The organism is Plantactinospora sp. WMMC1484 (assembly GCF_049315195.1).
Taxonomy (GTDB): domain Bacteria; phylum Actinomycetota; class Actinomycetes; order Mycobacteriales; family Micromonosporaceae; genus Plantactinospora.
Window position 1 is genome coordinate 5,832,297 of sequence record NZ_CP186055.1, and the last position, 17,411, is coordinate 5,849,707.

Annotated in this window: 15 protein-coding genes; 3 read left to right on the top strand and 12 right to left on the bottom strand. The window is 73.2% G+C overall.

Annotation, left to right across the window (positions count from 1 at the left end; all coding sequences use genetic code 11):
• Positions 1-124 precede the first annotated feature (124 nt).
• Positions 125-625 (bottom strand): DoxX family protein, encoded by a 501-nt coding sequence (locus ACN28C_RS25270; protein ID WP_422770016.1) that lies wholly within the window; start codon positions 623-625, stop codon positions 125-127.
• Between the two features lie 409 nt (positions 626-1,034).
• On the opposite strand from ACN28C_RS25270, the gene ACN28C_RS25275 reads away from it, so the two are divergent.
• A complete protein-coding gene (locus ACN28C_RS25275) occupies positions 1,035-1,991 on the top strand; it encodes an IclR family transcriptional regulator domain-containing protein (protein WP_422770017.1) in 957 nt (318 codons plus the stop codon).
• Positions 1,992-2,019: 28 nt separating this feature from the next.
• On the opposite strand, the gene ACN28C_RS25280 is transcribed toward ACN28C_RS25275, so the two are convergent.
• Genes ACN28C_RS25280 through ACN28C_RS25295 form a run of 4 tightly spaced genes read right to left on the bottom strand, consistent with a single transcriptional unit; the run spans position 2,020 to position 5,401 of the window.
• Positions 2,020-2,382 (bottom strand): hypothetical protein, encoded by a 363-nt coding sequence (locus tag ACN28C_RS25280; protein WP_422770018.1) that lies wholly within the window; start codon positions 2,380-2,382, stop codon positions 2,020-2,022.
• Positions 2,379-3,266, bottom strand: coding sequence for an extradiol ring-cleavage dioxygenase (locus tag ACN28C_RS25285; RefSeq protein ID WP_422770019.1), 888 nt, complete (start codon positions 3,264-3,266; stop codon positions 2,379-2,381). Before ACN28C_RS25285 ends, ACN28C_RS25280 begins: the two co-directional genes overlap by 4 nt.
• A 45-nt stretch (positions 3,267-3,311) precedes the next feature.
• Positions 3,312-4,169 carry a citryl-CoA lyase gene (locus ACN28C_RS25290; RefSeq protein WP_422770020.1) on the bottom strand — a complete coding sequence of 286 codons (858 nt, stop codon included), beginning with the start codon at positions 4,167-4,169 and terminating at the stop codon, positions 3,312-3,314.
• Complete coding sequence (locus ACN28C_RS25295; protein ID WP_422770021.1) at positions 4,151-5,401, bottom strand: CaiB/BaiF CoA transferase family protein; 1,251 nt, start codon at positions 5,399-5,401, stop codon at positions 4,151-4,153. The genes ACN28C_RS25290 and ACN28C_RS25295 overlap by 19 nt, the downstream gene beginning before the upstream one ends.
• 270 nt (positions 5,402-5,671) lie before the next feature.
• Between ACN28C_RS25295 and ACN28C_RS25300 the strand changes: the two genes are divergently transcribed.
• Positions 5,672-7,117, top strand: coding sequence for an amidohydrolase family protein (locus ACN28C_RS25300; RefSeq protein WP_422770022.1), 1,446 nt, complete (start codon positions 5,672-5,674; stop codon positions 7,115-7,117).
• 154 nt (positions 7,118-7,271) lie between these two features.
• Positions 7,272-8,849 carry a Na+/H+ antiporter gene (locus ACN28C_RS25305; RefSeq protein WP_422770023.1) on the top strand — a complete coding sequence of 526 codons (1,578 nt, stop codon included), beginning with the start codon at positions 7,272-7,274 and terminating at the stop codon, positions 8,847-8,849.
• A gap of 65 nt (positions 8,850-8,914) precedes the next feature.
• On the opposite strand, the gene ACN28C_RS25310 is transcribed toward ACN28C_RS25305, so the two are convergent.
• The 7 genes from ACN28C_RS25310 to ACN28C_RS25340 all read right to left on the bottom strand — a co-directional run bounded on the left by ACN28C_RS25310 (position 8,915) and on the right by ACN28C_RS25340 (position 17,307).
• Positions 8,915-9,547 (bottom strand): TlpA family protein disulfide reductase, encoded by a 633-nt coding sequence (locus tag ACN28C_RS25310; protein ID WP_422770024.1) that lies wholly within the window; start codon positions 9,545-9,547, stop codon positions 8,915-8,917.
• Complete coding sequence (locus ACN28C_RS25315) at positions 9,544-10,005, bottom strand: hypothetical protein (protein ID WP_422770025.1); 462 nt, start codon at positions 10,003-10,005, stop codon at positions 9,544-9,546. Before ACN28C_RS25315 ends, ACN28C_RS25310 begins: the two co-directional genes overlap by 4 nt.
• Before the next feature lie 8 nt (positions 10,006-10,013).
• Complete coding sequence (locus tag ACN28C_RS25320; protein ID WP_422770026.1) at positions 10,014-12,062, bottom strand: M6 family metalloprotease domain-containing protein; 2,049 nt, start codon at positions 12,060-12,062, stop codon at positions 10,014-10,016.
• 117 nt (positions 12,063-12,179) lie between these two features.
• Positions 12,180-13,184, bottom strand: coding sequence for a proline racemase family protein (locus ACN28C_RS25325; protein ID WP_422770027.1), 1,005 nt, complete (start codon positions 13,182-13,184; stop codon positions 12,180-12,182).
• The gene (locus tag ACN28C_RS25330; protein ID WP_422770028.1) at positions 13,177-14,073 is read right to left on the bottom strand and encodes a dihydrodipicolinate synthase family protein; all 897 of its coding nucleotides are present in this window, start codon (positions 14,071-14,073) and stop codon (positions 13,177-13,179) included. The genes ACN28C_RS25325 and ACN28C_RS25330 overlap by 8 nt, the downstream gene beginning before the upstream one ends.
• Entirely contained in the window at positions 14,070-16,118 is a 2,049-nt protein-coding gene (locus tag ACN28C_RS25335; protein WP_422770029.1) for a 2Fe-2S iron-sulfur cluster-binding protein, read from the bottom strand. The genes ACN28C_RS25330 and ACN28C_RS25335 overlap by 4 nt, the downstream gene beginning before the upstream one ends.
• Positions 16,105-17,307, bottom strand: coding sequence for an NAD(P)/FAD-dependent oxidoreductase (locus tag ACN28C_RS25340; RefSeq protein WP_422770030.1), 1,203 nt, complete (start codon positions 17,305-17,307; stop codon positions 16,105-16,107). Before ACN28C_RS25340 ends, ACN28C_RS25335 begins: the two co-directional genes overlap by 14 nt.
• Positions 17,308-17,411 lie beyond the last annotated feature (104 nt).

The window sequence follows — 17,411 nt, forward strand, 5'->3', positions numbered from 1 at the left end:
CCTCTCGGATGCGGCGCCGGCCCCACGGTGGGGGCCGGCCGCCGGCACGGCGGTGGTAACGGTGGGGTGAGGGGTCGGGGGTGGTGGTGGGGTGAGCGGGGCCGGTGGTCGGGACGGCGGCGGGTCAGTCGCCGGCCGCGAGGGCGCGCCGGCGGCGCAGCAGCGGGGGTACGCTGCCGAGCAGCCCGACGGCCAGGGCGAGGGTCCCCCAGCCGTAGCCGGCGAACCCGTCCAGCCCGATCAGGTGGTCGACCGACCAGGCGCCGGGGCCGGTGTAGGCGAGCACGACGGCGAGGGCGGCGTAGACGAAGGCGACCTCGTAGCCGCCGAGGTGCGCCCAGAGCCCGTGGGGGACGTTGACGGAGGCGGCCACCACCATCGTGCCGAGCACGACGGTGGCGCCGAGCGGGGTGAGCAGGCCGAGCGCGATCAGTGCCGCGCCGACGAGTTCGGCCACTCCGGCCAGCACCGCCATCTGGCGGCCGGGCCGGAAGCCCCAGGTGTGGAAGAGGGTGCCGGTGCCGGTGGGTCCCTGGCCCCGGAACCAGCCGAAGAGCTTCTGGCTGGCATGGCCGAAGAGCAGCGCCGCGAGGAGGAGCCGGAGCAGCAGCAGGCCGAGGTTCATGCCGCACCTGCCGGGTCCGGTCCGGCGGTCCGGCCGGCGGTGGAGCCGCGGGTGGCGACGGGATGCGGGAGCACGGTCGATGGCGCCATAACTCACCTCCGAGGGCTGGATCCTGCGCTACCATTTCTGCGGACGAACGTCCGCTACACGGACGCGGCGCACATCACAATCTCCGCCCGCACCAGGGAGATGTCAAGACTCATGCTGGAAACAATTGCGTCCCGAGGCGGACTGGTGTTCGCTTGACGGTCAGAGGTCCGGGGCGGGCGAGACACGTCCGGCACCCGGACGCCCCGACGACCGCCCCGACGACCGCCCCGGCCACGGATCGGGCCACGGATCTCGGCCACCGCTTCGGCGCCGCCCGGACGCTCCGTCCAGAGCGCCGTCCGGCACCCTGGACGGGCCCGTGGTGAACTTGTGGACGCCCGACTCCGCCCCGCTGCGCGGGGCCGGGCGGCAGGTGGGCGCGGGCAGCGGCAGGTGGGCGTGGCACCGGAACGGCGACGACGGAGCGAGGCGGACGATGGCACAGCGCGGCGAAGGACCCGACTTCATCGAGGCCCTGGCCCGAGGGCTCAAGGTGATCACCGTCTTCCACGCCGACCAGCCCCGGCTGAGCCTCAGCGAGGTCGCCGCCGCCGCCGGGCTGGCCCGGCCGACCGCCCGGCGCTTCCTGCTCACCCTGGAGGAACTCGGCTACGTCCGCGCCGACGCGGGCGGCTACGAGCTGACCCCCCGGGTACTGGAGCTCGGCATGGCGTACGTCGGCGCGCTCTCGCTCTGGGACATCGCCCGCCCGCACATGCAGGACCTGGTCGCCGCCACCGGCGAGTCCAGCTCGATGGCGCAGCTCGACGGCTCGGACATCGTCTACATGGCCCGGGTCGCGGTGCCGAAGATCATCGCGCTGCGGGTGCAGATCGGCACCCGCTTCCCGGCGGCCGTGACGTCGCAGGGAAAGGTGCTGCTCGCCGCGCTCGACCCGGACGCGCTGACCACCACGCTGGCCCAGCCGAGCCGCTCCGGCGTGCAGCCCCGGATCCGGCACGCCCGGCCGGCACTGGACGCCATGCTCCGGGAGGTCCGGGCCCGGGGCTGGGCGCTCGCCGACGACGAGCTGGCCCCGGGCATCCGCTCGGTCGCCGTGCCGATCCGGGACGGCCAGGGCGAGGTGCGGGCCGCGATGAACGTCACCGTCAACTCGGCCGAGACCAGCGTCAAGACCCTGGTCGAGCAGCACCTTCCCCAGCTCATCCGGGCGGCCAGCGCGATCAGCGCCGACTGGGCCCGCTGGCAGTCCCGGCCGCAGGTCGAGGTGGGCGGCGGCGGCGCGCTGGACGCCGTCACCGCCGCCCAGCGCTGAGCAGGAACGCGGGTCGCGGCACCGCCCGTCAGGTGGCGATGTCCGGGTACGGCATCGAAAAGTGCGCCAGCCGGGCCGCGTACTGCTTCTGGAAGCCGAGCGGCTCGTCGTGGTCGCGTTCGAACATCGCGATGAACAGGGTCAGGGTGAGGAACGGGTGCGCGCCCAGCTCGAAGAGCCTGACGTAGTCGTGGCTGGCCAGCGCCTCCCGCTCGGCGTCCTCGAAGCGCTGCCAGGTGCTCGCCTCGCCGGTGTGGCAGTTGAGCACCGCGTTGGCCCGCTCCGCCTCCCACCACTCGACGGTGCCACGCGGGTCGTCGCGGTAGCGCTCGACCAGCTCGGAGTCCCGGTCGACGGTGTAGAGGAACTTGTTCAGCAGGTACTTGCTCATCGGGAGGTCACCTCCGCCGCGCCCGCCGGTACGCCGTTCGGATACCAGGTGAAGTAGGCCTCCATGGTGTGGAAGAGGTCGAGGGTGTCGACGTGGTCCGCCTTCGCCCCCGCCCCGGCGACCCCCATCATCAGCATGAAGTCCATGAAGCCGTGCGTGGCGTTGCCGGGCGAGTGCAGGCTCTCCAGGGTCACCTCGGCGAGGCAGCGCTCCAGGTCGCCGGTGGCGATCCACTCCACCGCCCTGCGGTCGAACTCCGGGTCCGGGCCGTGCGGGCCGAACTGGCGGGGGCCGCCGAGCTCCAGCGAGAGATGCCCGGTGCCGATGATCGCCACCCGCAGGTGGCTCGGCCACGACTCGACCAGCTCCCGGATCGTCTGGCCGAGCTGCACGAACCGCTTCGGCTGCGGCAGCGGCGGCGCGAAGATGTTGGTGTAGACCGGCACGATCGGCAGGTCCGCCTCGGGCCGCAGCGTGATGATCGGGCAGGTGATGCTGTGGTCGATCCGCAACTCGTTGCTGAACGCCAGGTCGAAGCCGGCGTCCAGCCCCTCCCGCAACAGGTGCGCCGAGAGCTCCTCCTGACCGCGCAGCAGCATCTTCGGCAGGCCGAACTCGCGCTCCTCGTTGTACCAGTTGGCGTCGTAGAAGGGCGCCTTGCCGACCAGGAACTGCGGCATGTTGTCCAGCCAGAGCTGGTGGAAGTGGTCTGAGCCGACCATCACCAGCACGTCGGGGTTGGCCCGGGTCAGCGTCTCCCGGAAGGCGAGGATCTTGCTCACCCACTCGTCGGCGAAGGGCGGCCGGTCCTCGCCCTGCGCGGTGCTGGCCCGGTAGTAGAACGGATGGTGGGTGGAGGCGATCACCGCGGCGATGGTGGCCATCGCGGCTCCTCTCTCAGGCGAGGTCGGGGCTAGGAGGGGTCGGGGCTAGGAGGGGGCAGGGCTGGCGGGGTCGGCGGAATCGGGGGGTACGTAGCGGGCGTTGCGGTCGACGGTGCGGTAGATCTCCATGCCGACGCCGGTGCGGCGCTCCTCGGCGAGGTGGCCGAGCAGCCCGGCGGCCCGGGCCAGCAGCGCGAAGCCGCGCAGCAGCTCCGGCGGGAGCCCGAGGTCGGCCAGGGCGGCACCGCAGACTCCGGCGCCGTTCAACGGCAGCGTACGGCCGAGCACCTGCGGATGGACCCGGCCGATCGCCTCGAAGAGCCGCAGGTGCGGGCCGCGCAGTCCCTCCTGTTCGGCGAGGGCGATCAGCACCGGCGTACGCGGGTCCCGCACCTTGTGCACCGGGTGCCCGAGCCCCGGCACCAGCCGGCGTTCGGCGCGGGCCCGGGTCACCGCCCCGAGCGCGACCTCGTCCCAGCCCGCGTCGTCGGTCGGCGCGTCGGTCAGCTCCGCCAGGGTGGCGGCGAGGAACCGGCCGCTGTCCTCGGTGACGCCGAGAAACCGGGAGCCGCCGCCGAGCAGGCCGGCCGCGAGCGCACCCTGCAACGACTCCGGCGCACTCTGGTACGTCACCCGGGCGGCGATCGCGGTCGGGGTGAAGCCGTGGTCGGCGAGGGCGACGAGCACCGCCTCGAAGACGCGCACCTGGGCCGGGGTGGGCCGGTGACCGGCGACCAGCCAGAAGGCCAGCTCGCCGAAGCCCACCCTGCCCATCAGGTCGGCGGCCAGGTCCTGGCCGAGCAGCCGGATCTTGTCGGCGTCGGAGGTGCCGATCGAGGTGGGGAAGCTGAGCCCCTTCCCGTCACCCGGTCGCTTCTCGTCGCTCAGTTCTTGGTCAGCCACGCGCGGATCTCCTCGCCGTGTTCGTCGAGCCCCGGTGGGGGCAGGTCGTACCGGGAACGGGTGCCGGAGAAGGTGATCGGGTTGCGGACCATCGGCACCGCCGAGGCGCCCTCCCCCACCGTCACCACCGGGTCGAGGCCGAGCTGTTCGGCGAAGGCCACCCCGCGGTCGATGGTGTTGATCGGCGCGCACGGCACCCCGGCGGCGATCAGGTCCGCGAACCACTCGTCCCGGGTCCGGGTACGCAGCTTCTCGACAAGCAGCGGACGGAGTTCCTCGCGGTTGGCGGTGCGGTCCTGGTTGCGCCCGAACCGGGGGTCGTCGACCAGCTCCGGCAGCCCGAGCACCTCGCAGAGCCTGCGGAACTGCCCGTCGTTGCCCGCGATGACGATCAGCTCCCCGTCGGCGACCGGCAGTGGCTCGTACGGGAAGAGGCTCGGATGCGCGTTGCCCATCCGGTACGGCACCGCCCCGCCGGCCACGTAGCCACTGCTGTGGTTGACCAGCCCGGAGAGGGCCGAGGAGAGCAGGTTGACCTCGACGTGCTGACCTCGCCCGCTGCTCGTGCGGTGGTGCAACGCGGCCAGGATGCCGATGTTGGCGTGCATCCCGGCCATCACGTCGAAGACCGAGATGCCGGCCCGGTAGGGCGAGCCATCCGGATCGCCGGTCAGGCTCATCAGCCCGGAGATCGCCTGCACCATCAGGTCGTAGCCGGGCAGCGAGGCGCCGGCACCGGTGCCGAAGCCGCTGATCGAGGCGTAGACGATGCCGGGGTTCTCCGCCGACACCGACGCGTAGTCGAGGCCGAAGCGGCGCATCCCGCCGGGCTTGAAGTTCTCGATCATCACGTCGGCGCGGGCCGCGAGGGCGCGGGCCACGGCCAGGTCCTCGGGTGACCGCAGGTCGAGCGCGATCGAGCGCTTGTTGCGGTTGATCCCGAGATAGTAGGTGGCCACCCCGTCCCGGACCGGGGGCATCCAGGTCCGGGTGTCGTCCCCGGCCGGTCCCTCCACCTTGATCACGTCGGCGCCGAGATCCGCCAGCAGCATCGTGGCGTAGGGTCCGGCGAGGATCCGGGAGAAGTCCGCCACCACCAGCCCGGCCAGCGGTCCCGACGCTCCACCGCTCGGCTCCGACGTCCCGCCGGTCGGTCCCGGAGCGCCACCCGTCGGTCCCGGAGCCGCGCCGGTCGGTCCCGGCGCGTCGCCGGTAGCCGGCTGATCCGCCATACTCCTGCCTCCGTCCGTCTCGCGGACGTTTGTCCGTCGCCGACAGTCTGTGCGTGCCCGCCAACCGTGTCAACTGCCGGCGACCCCCGGCGCGGGCCGGCACGGCGTCGCTCTCCGACCCTACGTCGGAGCGGCGGTCCCGGCCGGTCAGCCCGGGTAGGCGCCGGTCGTTGACAGCCACGAAACACCAGGACAATAATTGCGCCACAAATTCGCGCCCGCTATACGGACGATCGTCCGCGTAGATCACTCCGCCGACAGGAGTTGACGATGGCAACGAACGAAACCGACCGTCCGGTGCTGCTGCGCAACGGGCTGGTGCTCACCATGGACGACGCGCACACCGTGCTGACCGGCGGCGACGTACTCGTCGTCGGGGACCGCATCGCGGAGGTGGGCGTCGGGCTGACCGCCCCGGACGGGGCCCTGGAGATCGACGCCAGTGGCGGCATCGTCATGCCCGGCATGATCGACACCCACCGGCACATGTGGCAGACCGCGATGCGCGGCTACGGCGCCGACTGGACCCTGACCCAGTACTTCGTCTGGTACTACCTCGAGTCCGGCAAGCTCTTCCGGCCCGAGGACGTCTACGCCGGCAACCTGCTCGCCGCCATCGAGGCGATCGACGCCGGAGTCACCACCACCGTCGACTGGTCGCACGGCCTACAGACCCCGCAGCACGCCGACGCCGCCGTCGACGCCCTGGAGGCGGTCCCCGGCCGCTTCGTCCTCGCCTACGGCAACCTCCAGCAGGGCCCGTGGGAGTGGGCGACCAGCCCCGACTTCCACGACTTCGTGCAGCGGCGGCTCGCCGGCAAGGGTGACATGCTCGGCTTTCAGATGGCCTTCGACGTCACCGGCGACCCCGCCTTCCCGGAACGGGCGGCCTTCGAGGTGGCACGCGAGCTGGGCGTGCCGGTCACCACCCACGCCGGGGTCTGGGGCGCCACCAACGACGACGGCATCCGGCTGATGCACGAGAACGGCTTCATGACCCCGGGCAACGTCTACGTGCACGCGGCCACGCTGACCCGGGACTCGTACAACCGGATCGCCGCCACCGGCGGCTCGGTCTCGGTCTCCACGGAGAGCGAGCAGAGCGCCGGCCAGGGCTACCCGCCCACCTGGCAGCTCCGGCACCACGGCATCCCGGTCTCGCTCTCCATGGACACCAGCGTCTGGTGGAGCGGTGACCTGTTCAGCGCGATGCGCAGCACGCTCGGCGCGGACCGCTCCCGGGAACACCTGGAGGCGCACGGCCGGCAGGAGACCATCACGCACTGCCACCTGCGGGCCGAGCAGGTGGTCGAGTGGGCCACCCGGGGCGGCAGCCGCGCGCTCGGGCTGGACGACGTGGTGGGGAGCCTGACCCCGGGCAGGAAGGCGGACATCGTCCTGATCAAGAACGACGCCTCGCCGGTGATGTTCCCGATCCTGCACCCGTACGGGCACGTGGCGTTCCAGGCGCAGCGCGGCGACGTGCACAGCGTCCTGGTCAACGGCAGGCTGGTCAAGCACGAGCACAGGCTGGTCGGGATCGACCTGGACCGGGCCCGGCGCGAGGTGGAGCGGACCGTCGAACACCTGCTCGACTCGATGGGCCGGGAGGCCTTCGACAAGGGCATGAACCCGGACATCCCAGAGACGAAGGTGCTGGACAACCCCTACACCTACACGGAGTGGGACGCCGGCTCGGCCCAGTGGAAGCGGTGACTCCGCCGCACCCCCGGACCCACACCCGACCGATCCGCACCCAATAGATCCGTTCCGCCACCCGCCGTCGCCGCTGGCCAGCACGATAGGTGTTAGGAAGGGCCCCCGCTACAACGGAAAGCGATAAGGAGGGGCCCTTCCTTCAGGGGGTGTCGTGGAAGCGCTGGTGCTGATGGTGGTGCTCGGCGCCACCGTGCTGGTCGGCACCACGCTCGGCGGGCGGTACCGGGTGGCACCACCCGTCCTGCTGATCGGCGCGGGCGCGCTGCTGGCGCTCGCGCCGCCGCTCTCGCACGTCGTGCTCAAACCGGACGTGGTGCTGCTGCTCTTCCTGCCCGCGATCCTCTACCGGGAGAGCCTCACCATCAGCCTGCGGGAGATCCGCAGCAACCTTCTGGCCATCTCGCTGCTCGCCGTGGTGCTGGTGGCGGCGACCATGGCCACGGTGTCGCTGACCGCGCAGGCGCTCGGGCTAGACCCGGCCGTGGCCTGGGTGCTCGGAGCGGTCCTCGCCCCGACCGACGCGGCGGCCGTCGCCGGGCTGGCCAAGCGGGCGCCCCGGCGGTTCCTCACCGTCATCCGGGCGGAGAGCCTGATCAACGACGGTACGGCGCTGGTCCTCTTCGCCGTCGCGCTGGACCTGATCGTCCGGCACACCGTGCCCGGACCGGCGCAGCTCGCCGAGCGATTCGCCATCTCGCTCGTCGGCGGCGTCGCCGCCGGCCTGGTCGTCGGCGGCGCGGTGATCCTGATCCGCCGTCGCCTCGACGACCCGCTCCGGGAGGGTGCGCTCAGCGTCCTCACCCCGTTCAGCGCGTTCCTGCTCGCCGACGAGATCGGCGCCAGCGGCGTACTGGCCGTGGTGGTGGCCGGGCTGATGATCGCGTACGCCAGCCCCAAGGTGATCGGCGCCCGCGCGCGGGTGCTGGCGCTCTCCTTCTGGGACCTGACCACCTTCCTGGTCAACGGCGCGCTCTTCGTGCTGCTCGGCATGCAGATCCCGCGCGCGGTGCGCGGCGTGACAAGCATTTCGCTGGGGCGCGCGGTGACCGTCGCGGTGTTGGTGACCGTCGTGGTGGTGGTGACCCGGATAGCCTGGCTGCACGTCTCGACGGGCTTCCTGAGAGTGGTGGACCGCCGGAGGTCGCAACGGGAGCTGCGGGTGGGGTGGCGAATCCGTACGGCCGCCGGCTGGGCCGGTTTCCGGGGCGCGGTGTCGCTGGCGGCGGCGCTGGCGGTCCCGCTGACCACCTCCGCCGGCCAGCCGGTGCACGAACGCGACCTGATCATCTTCTGCACCGCGACGGTGATCCTGCTGATCATGTTGATCCAGGGCACCACCCTGCCGTTGGTGGTCCGCTGGGCCGGGCTGGTCGGCGACGAGCAGCGCCTCGACGAGGTACGGACGGCGCGGCTGCGCGCGACCGAGGTCGGGCTGGCGAGGCTGCCGGCGTCGGCCCGGGAGCTGGGCGCCCCGGACGAGATCGCCGAACGGGTCCGCGCCGACTACCAGGACCACCTCGACGCGATCCGGGCCGAGGACGACGACCGTGCCGCCCAGCAGGACCGGGAGGCCGAGCGCCGGCTGCGGTTGCGGATGCTCGAACACAAGCGCCGGGAGATCATCAGGCTGCGCAACACCAACGAGATCGACGACATCGTCCTGCAGGAACTCCAGGCCGCGATGGACATCGAGGAGATCCGGCTGCTCGGCCCGCCCTCGTCCGACTGAGGACCCCCGCTACGAGATCCGACTGAGGACCCGCCACGGGAGTTGCCGGGCTGGCGCGGACGGGGTCACGGGGCGAGCACGAGGGTGCGCAGCTCGTCGTCGACGGCGTTGCTGTCGAGCCCGCCGGGCCAGCCCCGCAGCAGCGCGCCACCCCTGGCGACCAGGATCACGGCCGGCGGCTCCCGGACCGCGTACGACCGGGCGATGCTGCCGTCGGTGTCCACCAGCACCGGATACTCCACCCGGTGCTGCCGCAGGAACGCCTGGACGCTCTCCTCGTCGTCCTCGCCGGCCACCCCGACGAAGACCACCCGGTCGCGGTAGCGCGCGGCCAGCTCACTGAAGCCGCCCTGCCGATCGCCGCAGAGGTTGCACCAGGAGCTGAAGAAGGTCAGCACCACCGGCCGGTCGGCCCAGAGGTCGGCCAGGGCGAGCGGGCTGCCGTCGGTGAGCGTGCCGGTGACCTTCGGCGCGACCGGGGAGTCGGTCGGCGCGGGCCGGAGCGCGAGGTCGTCCGGCACCGGACCCGGCAGGACGGCCGCGCCACCGGCCGGCGCCGGGGTCGGCCCGCCCTCCCCGCCGCCGTCGTCTCCGGTGCAGGCGCCGGTGCCCAACCCGACCAGCCCGACGGCGACGGCGACCGCGACCGCGAGCCCGACGATCCGGAGACGCCCGGCGTGGGCGGTCGGGCCGGTCACGACGGCACCACCGCGACCAGCGCCGGTCCCTCGGCGTCGTTGCGGGTCAACGCGATCGGCCGGTGGTCGTCCACGATCAGCCGGTACGCGTCCCGCTCGGCCACGGTGACCGGGACGGTGAACTCGCAGTACGTCGGGATGCGCGGCACTTCCAGGTCCTCCTCGAAGGCGCGGACCGACCTGCCGGGCGGCAGGGCACCCTCGGCCAGGACCTCGCCGTCGCCGTCGACCACGCGGTAGGCCGCCCGGTTGTGGAAGTAGGTGTAGGGCCCGGTGCCGGCGCACTCGACGCCCTCGGACCGGATGTTGATGTCCCGCACCAGCACCCGCACGGTCATCGCGGAGCGCGGCTCCTCGTCACCGCCACACCCGGCGAGCGGGCCGAGCAGCAGCAGCGACAGCGCCAGGGGCAGCGCCCGGGGCACGGCGTGCGGCACGCCGTGCCCCGGGTTCGCCACCGGCCGCGTCAGGACTTCTCGACGCGGCACTGCTTGGTCACGGTCTTCGTGGGGTCGCTCTCCGACGTCGCGGTGAGCTTGACGATGCCGGTCTGGGTCGCCGACGGGGTCGCCCCGACCGAGACCCGGACCGTGCCGGACCTGCCGAAGCCGGCCGTGGCCAGCGCGTTCGGCAGTTCCACCCGCCAGCCCTTGCCGCCGACCGAGGCGGAGAGCCGGTACACGTCGGACGTGAGATAGCGCGTCACGTCCTCCGGGTGCGCCTGACCGCCGGCCGAATACGCGCCGGTGTTGGTCAGGGTGAACGAGCAGGTCACGCCCCGCTTGGTCGACCGGCCCGCGGTGGTCACCTCGCCCTTGGACATCGCCACGCCGTGGCTGCTCGGCCCGGCCCCGTCCAGGGACCGCACCGCCACCGTGTACGACAGCACCCCGTCACCGTTCCGCTTCAGGTCGAGGACGTAGAAGTGCAGCCGGTTGGCCTCGTCGACGTACTCGTACTCGCTGCCCGACCGGGTGCCGGCGTGGAAGAGCGCGTCGGAGAGCTGCCGGTAGTCGCCCATGGTGATCTTCTGCGGGGTCCCGTTCGGCTGGTAGAAGTCGACCATGTCGATGTCCTGCGGGTTGGCGTCGATCACCCAGACGAAGGGCGCGCTGTCGGCGTTCTTCGTCTTCGACAGCAGCACGCCGCTGTCCGGGGTGAACGAGTCCGCACCCATCCGGTCCACGACCTCGACCGTGTAGTTGTTGAAGTTGCCGCCGTCGCAGAGCGGCTCGGTGCTGGTGTTACAGGCCGGCGAGCGGTCCCGGTTCATCGCGATGTTGATCCCGGTGAGGCCCTTCGGACCGGCGTCCACCGCCCGGGCGGTCACCGTCGCGACCACCATGCCGGAGGTGGCCAGCGCCTCCCGGTTCAGCCGCAGCAGGTGCTCCTCACCGAGCAGACCGATCTTGATTTTGTCACGCACGCTGTGCAGCGAGCCCATCGAGCCGCCGTTGACCGGCGGGATCTGCCAGCGGGTGTGCGGCCCGCCCGGCCCGTTGAACGAGCCGCGGGACATCATGCCCCAGATGCCGGTGTACGACCGCCGCAGCGGCACGCCGTACGGGTTGTTGTAGTTGTCGCCGATGCTGAGCAGGTGGCTCAGCTCGTGCGCGTACACACCCATCCCGGAACTCTCCGCCTGGGTCGACGAGCCGCCACCGGCGTTCGGCCAGATCGTCGACGCCGCCTTCCAGGAGGTCCACTCGACATACCGGGTACGGGCGTGGTTCGGCAGGTTCGGGTCCGGCGGGCCCCAGGCGTCCGGCACGTCCTCCTTGGTCTGGAACATCATCTGGCCGAACTCCTGCCAGGTGGAGGACTCGTCCTGGCCGGCGGAGAGGATGAAGACCAGCTCGTACGAGTCGGCCACCTCGTCGCCGACCGCCGCCCGCCAGGCACCCAGCCCGTCGGTGCGGATGTTGCGGGCACACTGCTCGCCGCTGGGGCAGGCGCCCGGGTTGAAGCCGTTGTCGATGCCGTACTGATAGGACTTGGCCGGCATCTCGTACGGGCCGAAGCCGGTCAGGTCCACCCCGTACCGCCCGCCCGAATCCTGCATCCAGTACTCGTGCAGGGTGTGCCCCCGGTTCAGCTCGTTGGGGGTGTTGAGAAAGTCGGTGTAGAAGCCGGCGACCTGGTCCCGGGGGATGTTCGCGGCCGTCGACTGGGGGTTGCCGAAGACCGTCGAGCGGGGCCGCTGGGTGACCACGAACGGCTGGTCCGGATAGTCGAGGGTGACCAGGGCGATGTCGAAGTTGCGGACCGATCCGGCGACCGCCGGGTCGGCCCAGTTGGTGTTCGGCGGAGTGACGTAGTCGTCCCAGGTCATCCCGTCCGGGTTCTCCCAGGCCTGCGGGTCGAGCACGTCGAACGGGCCGGTGCCACCGGCCGCGTTCCCGGGCGCCGCGGCGGCCGGCGTCGTCCCGCCGGCAGCGCCGGCGACCAGCGTGGCCACGAGGCCGGCGGCCAACGCCGACCGCCACGCCACGCGCCTGGTGGGGAGTAGCTGCATCCAGTCACCTCTCGTTCCGATCGGAGCGTAAGGAAGGGCCCCTTCTTATCGCTTTTTGTAGATGCGGGGGCCCTTCCTAACACCTCCGGCGTGAGCATCCATGATCATGCCGGAGGGTCAGATGTGGAAGCCCTCGGGAAACGGGTCGTCCGGGTCGAGCAGGTACTGCGCGGTGCCGGTGATCCAGGCCCGGCCGGTCACCGTCGGCAGCACCGCCGGCAGGTCACCGACCAGAGTGGTGCCGACCAGCCGGCCGGTGAACCTGGTCCCGATCAACGACTCGTTGACGAACGGCGTGTCGAGCCCGAGCAGGCCACGCGCGTGCCGCTGCGCCATCCGGGCCGACGTGCCGGTGCCGCAGGGCGACCGGTCCACCCAGCCGGGATGGATCACCACCGCGTTGCGCGCGTCGGCCCCGCCGGCACCGGCCTGCACCACCTGCACGTGCCGGCAGTCGTCGATGCCGGGAATCGTCGGATGCCGGGGCGGGGCCTGCGCGTTGACCGCGTCCATGATCCGCAACCCGCGCCGGATCAGCTCGGGCACCGCCGCCGGCTCGACCGGCAGCCCCAGCTCGGCGGCGTCCACGATGGCGTAGAAGTTGCCGCCGAACGCCATGTCGTAGCGGATGGTGCCGACCTCCCCGCCCACCTCCAGCTTGCGGTCGGCGGCGAGCAGGAACGACGGCACGTTCCGCAGCGTCACCCCGGCCGCCCGGCCGTCCCGGACCGCCACCTCCACACGCACCAGCCCGGCCGGGGTGTCCAGCCGGACGGTGGTGACCGGCTCGACGACCGGCACCATCCCGGTCTCGACCAGCACCGTGGCCACCCCGATGGTGCCGTGGCCGCACATCGGCAGGCAGCCGGAGACCTCGATGAAGAGCACCCCGACGTCGGCGTCCGGCCGGGTCGGCGGCTGGAGGATCGCCCCCGACATCGCCCCGTGCCCGCGCGGCTCGCACATCAGCAGCCGGCGCAGGCCGTCGCGGTCCCGTGCGAAGAGCCGCCGGCGCTCCAGCATCGTCTCGCCGGGCAGCACCCCGACGCCGCCGGTGACCACCCGGGTCGGCATCCCCTCGGTGTGCGAGTCGACGGCGTGCAGGACCAGCCGGCTACGCATCGACGTCGGCCTTCAGCGCCCGCTCCATCTCCCGGGTCACCCGCATCCGGGCCGGCTCGGCCAGCGCGCCGCGCGGCGGACGGCACGGGCCGCCGTACCGGCCGGCCAGCTCCATGGCGAGCTTGATGGCCTGGACGAACTCCGGCCCGGAGTCCCAGCCGAAGATCGGGTGTAGCTCTGTGTAGAGCGGCAACGCCGCCGCCAGGTCGCCGGCCCGGCAGAGCTCGTAGAGGCGTACGGAGAGCCGGGGCAGCGCGTTCGGGAAGCCGGCGATCCAGCCGGTGGCCCCGCAGACCACCAACTCCAGGAGTACGTCGTCGGCCCCGGCCAGGACGTCGAGGTGCGGCACGAGGTCGCGGATCCGGTGCAGCCGGCGGACGTCCCCGCTGAACTCCTTCACCGCCACCACGCCGTCGGTCTCGGCCACCGCCGCCAGCAGCTCCGGGGTGAGGTCCACCCGGGTGTCGAAGGGATTGTTGTACGCCACCACCGGCAGCCCGACCGAGGCCACCTCCCGGTAGTGCGCCAGCACGTCGACGTCCCGGGCCCGGTAGGCGTTCGGCGGCAGGGCGAGTACGGCGTCCGCACCGGCGGCCCGCGCCTGCTCGGCCCAGTGCCGGGACTGCCGGCTGCCGTACCCGCCGACCCCCGGCACGACCGAGAAGCCGGGCGGGGCCGCCTGCACGGTGGCCCGCACCACGTCGACCCGCTCGGTGTCGGAGAGGGTCTGGTACTCCCCCAGCGAGCCGCATGGGGTCACCCCGTGGCAGCCCTCGTCGGCCAGCCACCGGACGTGCTCCTGGAGCCGGTCCAGGTCGACGGAGAGGTCGTCACGGAAGGGCGTGGGGATGGCGACCACGACGCCCTGCCAGGGCTTGCGAGCTGTCACAGTGGTGGTCCTTCCTCGGCGACGGCGCCCAGCGGCACCGGCAGCGCGATCTGGCGCTTGGCGAAGTCCTCGAGCGGCTGGTCCCGGCCGCAGGCGGCGCCGAGCAGCACCGCGGCGGCCCGGCCGCAGATCCGGCCCTGGCACAGCCCCATCCCGACCCGGGTGACGAGTTTCAACGCCCGGATGTCGTCGAGGCCGTACGCGGTCACGTCGGCCCGGAGCCGGCCGGCGGTGACCTCCTCGCAGCGGCAGAGCACGGTCTCCGGGCGCAGCCATTCCGGCCAGCCCTCCTGATCCCGCTCCGGCACCCGGTACACCCGGTGCATCGCGGCGGCGAATCGGCGCTGCCGGGTGGCCCGACGCCGCACCGGCGCGGCGGCCCGGGCCAGCTCGGTGTCGGTGAGCAGCCCCAGCCGGTGCGCGGCGGCGAGCCCGGCGAGGTGCCCCTCGGCGGCGGCCAGCGCCGCACCGCCCACCCCGGTTGCCTCGCCGGCCACCAGCACCCCCGGTACGCTGCTGCGGCCCAGCTCGTCCACGGTGACCACCAGGCTCCCGTCGGCCGGGTCGGTACGGGTGGCACAGCCGAGCGCGACGGCCAGTTCGACCGACGGGGTGAAGCCGTGCCCGACACAGACCGCGTCCACGGTGACGGTGCGGGTCACCGGCCCGGCCCGCCAGCCGGCGTCGACCCGGCGCACCATGGCGGATAGTTCCGCACCGTGCTGGCGTACCTCGGTGACCGCCTGGCCGCGCCAGAGCGGCACCCGGGGCCGGCGCAGCGCGGCGAGGAGCCGAACGGCCTCGGTGAGCCGCCCCGGCGCCCCGGCGATCGCCGCCGGATGCCGGAGCCAACGCCGCAGCGGAGCCGCCTCGACGATCCCGGCGACCCGGGCACCCGACGCCGCCAGTCCGGCCGCGACGACGAGCAGGAACGGGCCGGTGCCGGCCACCAGCACCCGCCGGCCCACCAGCACGCCCTGCCCCTTGGCGAGCGCCTGTGCGCCCCCGGCGGTGACCACGCCGGGCAGGTCCCAGCCGGGGAAGGGCACGACCCGGTCGTACCCGCCGGGGGCCAGCACCACGGCGGGCGCGGCCAGGGTGGTCGGTCCGGCCGGGCCGAGCAGCCGCAGGACGACCTCGCCGGCGGCGGCGGCCCCGGCCGACCAGACCTGCTGTCCGGGGTGGATGGTGATCCGGGGGTTCCGGGCGGCCCGGCGCAGCAGGTCGGCCGGGCCGCCGGAAGCCGCCGACCGGCCATGGTCCGGCAGGTGACCGCTGCGACCACCGACATCGGGAAGCGGCCGGGCGCCGGCCACGGTGGACTGCCGGAGATACTGGCCGCCGGGGCGCTGGCCCAGGTCGACGACGACGACCTCGGCTCCGACCTCCGCCGCCGCGACCGCAGCGGCGAGCCCCGCAGGACCGGCGCCCACGACGGCCAGGCGCACGCATCCGCCGGCTGCGGCGCGGCTCCCGGCAACGGCGCGGCTGTCAGCAACGGCGCGGCTGTCGACAACGGCGCGGCTCCCGGCAACGGCCCGGCTCCCGGCAACGGCGGCGCCGCGCTCCCGGGCTGGCCGCCCGGCCGAGCCCTCCTCTCGGACCGCGGACCCCTCGTCGGTCCCGGTCACACCTGCGGGGCGCCGGCCGGCCCCCGCCACCGTTGCCGGGTGCCGGCCGGTGTAGACGACGTCACCGGGCTCGGCCGGGCGCAGGCAGGCCCGCACACCCGGTACGCCGTTGCACACGACGACGCAGTCGAAGCAGATGCCGATGCCGCAGAAGACGCCGCGCGGCCGACCGGCGAACCTGGTCCGCCGCAGCGTCCGGCAACCGCCGGCCAGCAGTGCCGCCGCCAGCGTCTGACCGGCGCGCGCGGCGACGGGTTCACCGTCCACCGTCAGGGAGAAGGTGGCCGGTCCGGTGACGCCCTCCCGGCCGGCACCGGAGGTGGACGACGCGTGCCCGACGCCGGCCTCAGACGACGCCTGCCCGACGCCGGCCTCAGACGACGCCTGCCCGGCACCGGCCTCAGGCGACGGCACGGTCGTCCTCCATCGTGGAGCGGAACCGTGCCGGGTCGAACGGACCCAGTGGCAGGTCGGGCGTCTCGCCCAGCACGACCTGGGCGACCAGGTGCCCGGTGGCCGCCGCCAGGCCGATGCCGGCCCCCTCGTGCCCGTGCGCGTGCACCAGGCCCGGCGCACGCGGGTCGGCGCCGATCACCGGCAGGTGGTCCGGGGAGAACGGCCGGAAGCCGTGGTAGACGCGCATCGCCCGGATCTCCGCCAGCGCCGGGAAGAGCCGTACGGCACCGTGCGCCAGTCGGCGTACCGCCTCGGCGTGGTACCGCCGGTCGAAGTCGACAAGTTCCCGGGTGGCACCGATCAGGATGGTGCCGGCCGGGGTACCCTCGACGACCGTCGAGGTCTGCAGCCCGGCGCCCCCGCCGGCGACGTTCGCCAGGTAGTCCGCCGAGTAGACCTTGTGCCGGACCATCGGCGGGACGACCGGCTCGGTGACCAGGACGAAACCCCGGCGCGGCACGACCGGCACCGGCGTGCCGGCCAGCCCGGCGAACCGGCCGGCCCAGGCCCCGGCCGCGTTCACCACGCCCCCGGCGGACACCGGACCGGCGTCGGTCCGTACCCCCACCACCCGGCCGGCCCCGTCCCGGCGCACGCCGGTGACCTCGGTACGCAGCCGGACCTCGGCACCGTGTTCCCGGGCGGCGGCCAGCAGCGCGACCGTGGCCTTCGCCGGCATGAGCTGCATGTCCTGCGGATAGAAGAGACCGCCGGCCAGCTCCGGGGTGATCGCCGGCTCGCGGTCGCACACCCCGAGCGGGTCCAGCGTCTCGACCAGCACGCCCGCCGCCGCCTGCGCCTCGGCGGTGGCCTGGAGTCCGGCCAACGCCGCTCCGGCATCGGCGGTCCGCCCGACGCCCGTGACCACCAGCCCGCCCTTGGCCTCCAGCTCGATGTCGCCGTACCGGTCGCCGAGTTCGGCCGCCCAGCGCCGCCAGAGTTCGTTGCTCAGCAGCGCCAGGTCGAGCTCCGGGCCGGGCAGCTTGTCCGAGACCAGCAGGTTTCCCTCGCCGGCACCGGTGGCTCCGGCGAGCAGACCGGCCCGTTCCAGCACGGCTACCGTCAACCCCCGCCGCGCACAGGCGTAGGCGCAGGCCGCACCGACGATGCCGGCGCCGACCACCACCACGTCGAAGCTGCCCGCCATGCCGTCCTCTCCGCCGGCCCGTCCGCCCCACCAGTTCCGTCCCTCGCTGCCGGCCCTGGCGGGACAGGTCGCAAGCACGGTACGAAGGCCGGCGTTTCCGGGTC

Coding starts and splice junctions, on each gene's coding strand:
- ACN28C_RS25280 (WP_422770018.1), bottom strand. CDS start 2,382: ATGAGCAAGTACCTGCTGAACAAGTTCCTCTACACCGTCGACCGGGAC.
- ACN28C_RS25300 (WP_422770022.1), top strand. CDS start 5,672: ATGGCAACGAACGAAACCGACCGTCCGGTGCTGCTGCGCAACGGGCTG.
- ACN28C_RS25295 (WP_422770021.1), bottom strand. CDS start 5,401: ATGGCGGATCAGCCGGCTACCGGCGACGCGCCGGGACCGACCGGCGCG.
- ACN28C_RS25270 (WP_422770016.1), bottom strand. CDS start 625: ATGAACCTCGGCCTGCTGCTGCTCCGGCTCCTCCTCGCGGCGCTGCTC.
- ACN28C_RS25325 (WP_422770027.1), bottom strand. CDS start 13,184: ATGCGTAGCCGGCTGGTCCTGCACGCCGTCGACTCGCACACCGAGGGG.
- ACN28C_RS25320 (WP_422770026.1), bottom strand. CDS start 12,062: ATGCAGCTACTCCCCACCAGGCGCGTGGCGTGGCGGTCGGCGTTGGCC.
- ACN28C_RS25285 (WP_422770019.1), bottom strand. CDS start 3,266: ATGGCCACCATCGCCGCGGTGATCGCCTCCACCCACCATCCGTTCTAC.
- ACN28C_RS25340 (WP_422770030.1), bottom strand. CDS start 17,307: ATGGCGGGCAGCTTCGACGTGGTGGTGGTCGGCGCCGGCATCGTCGGT.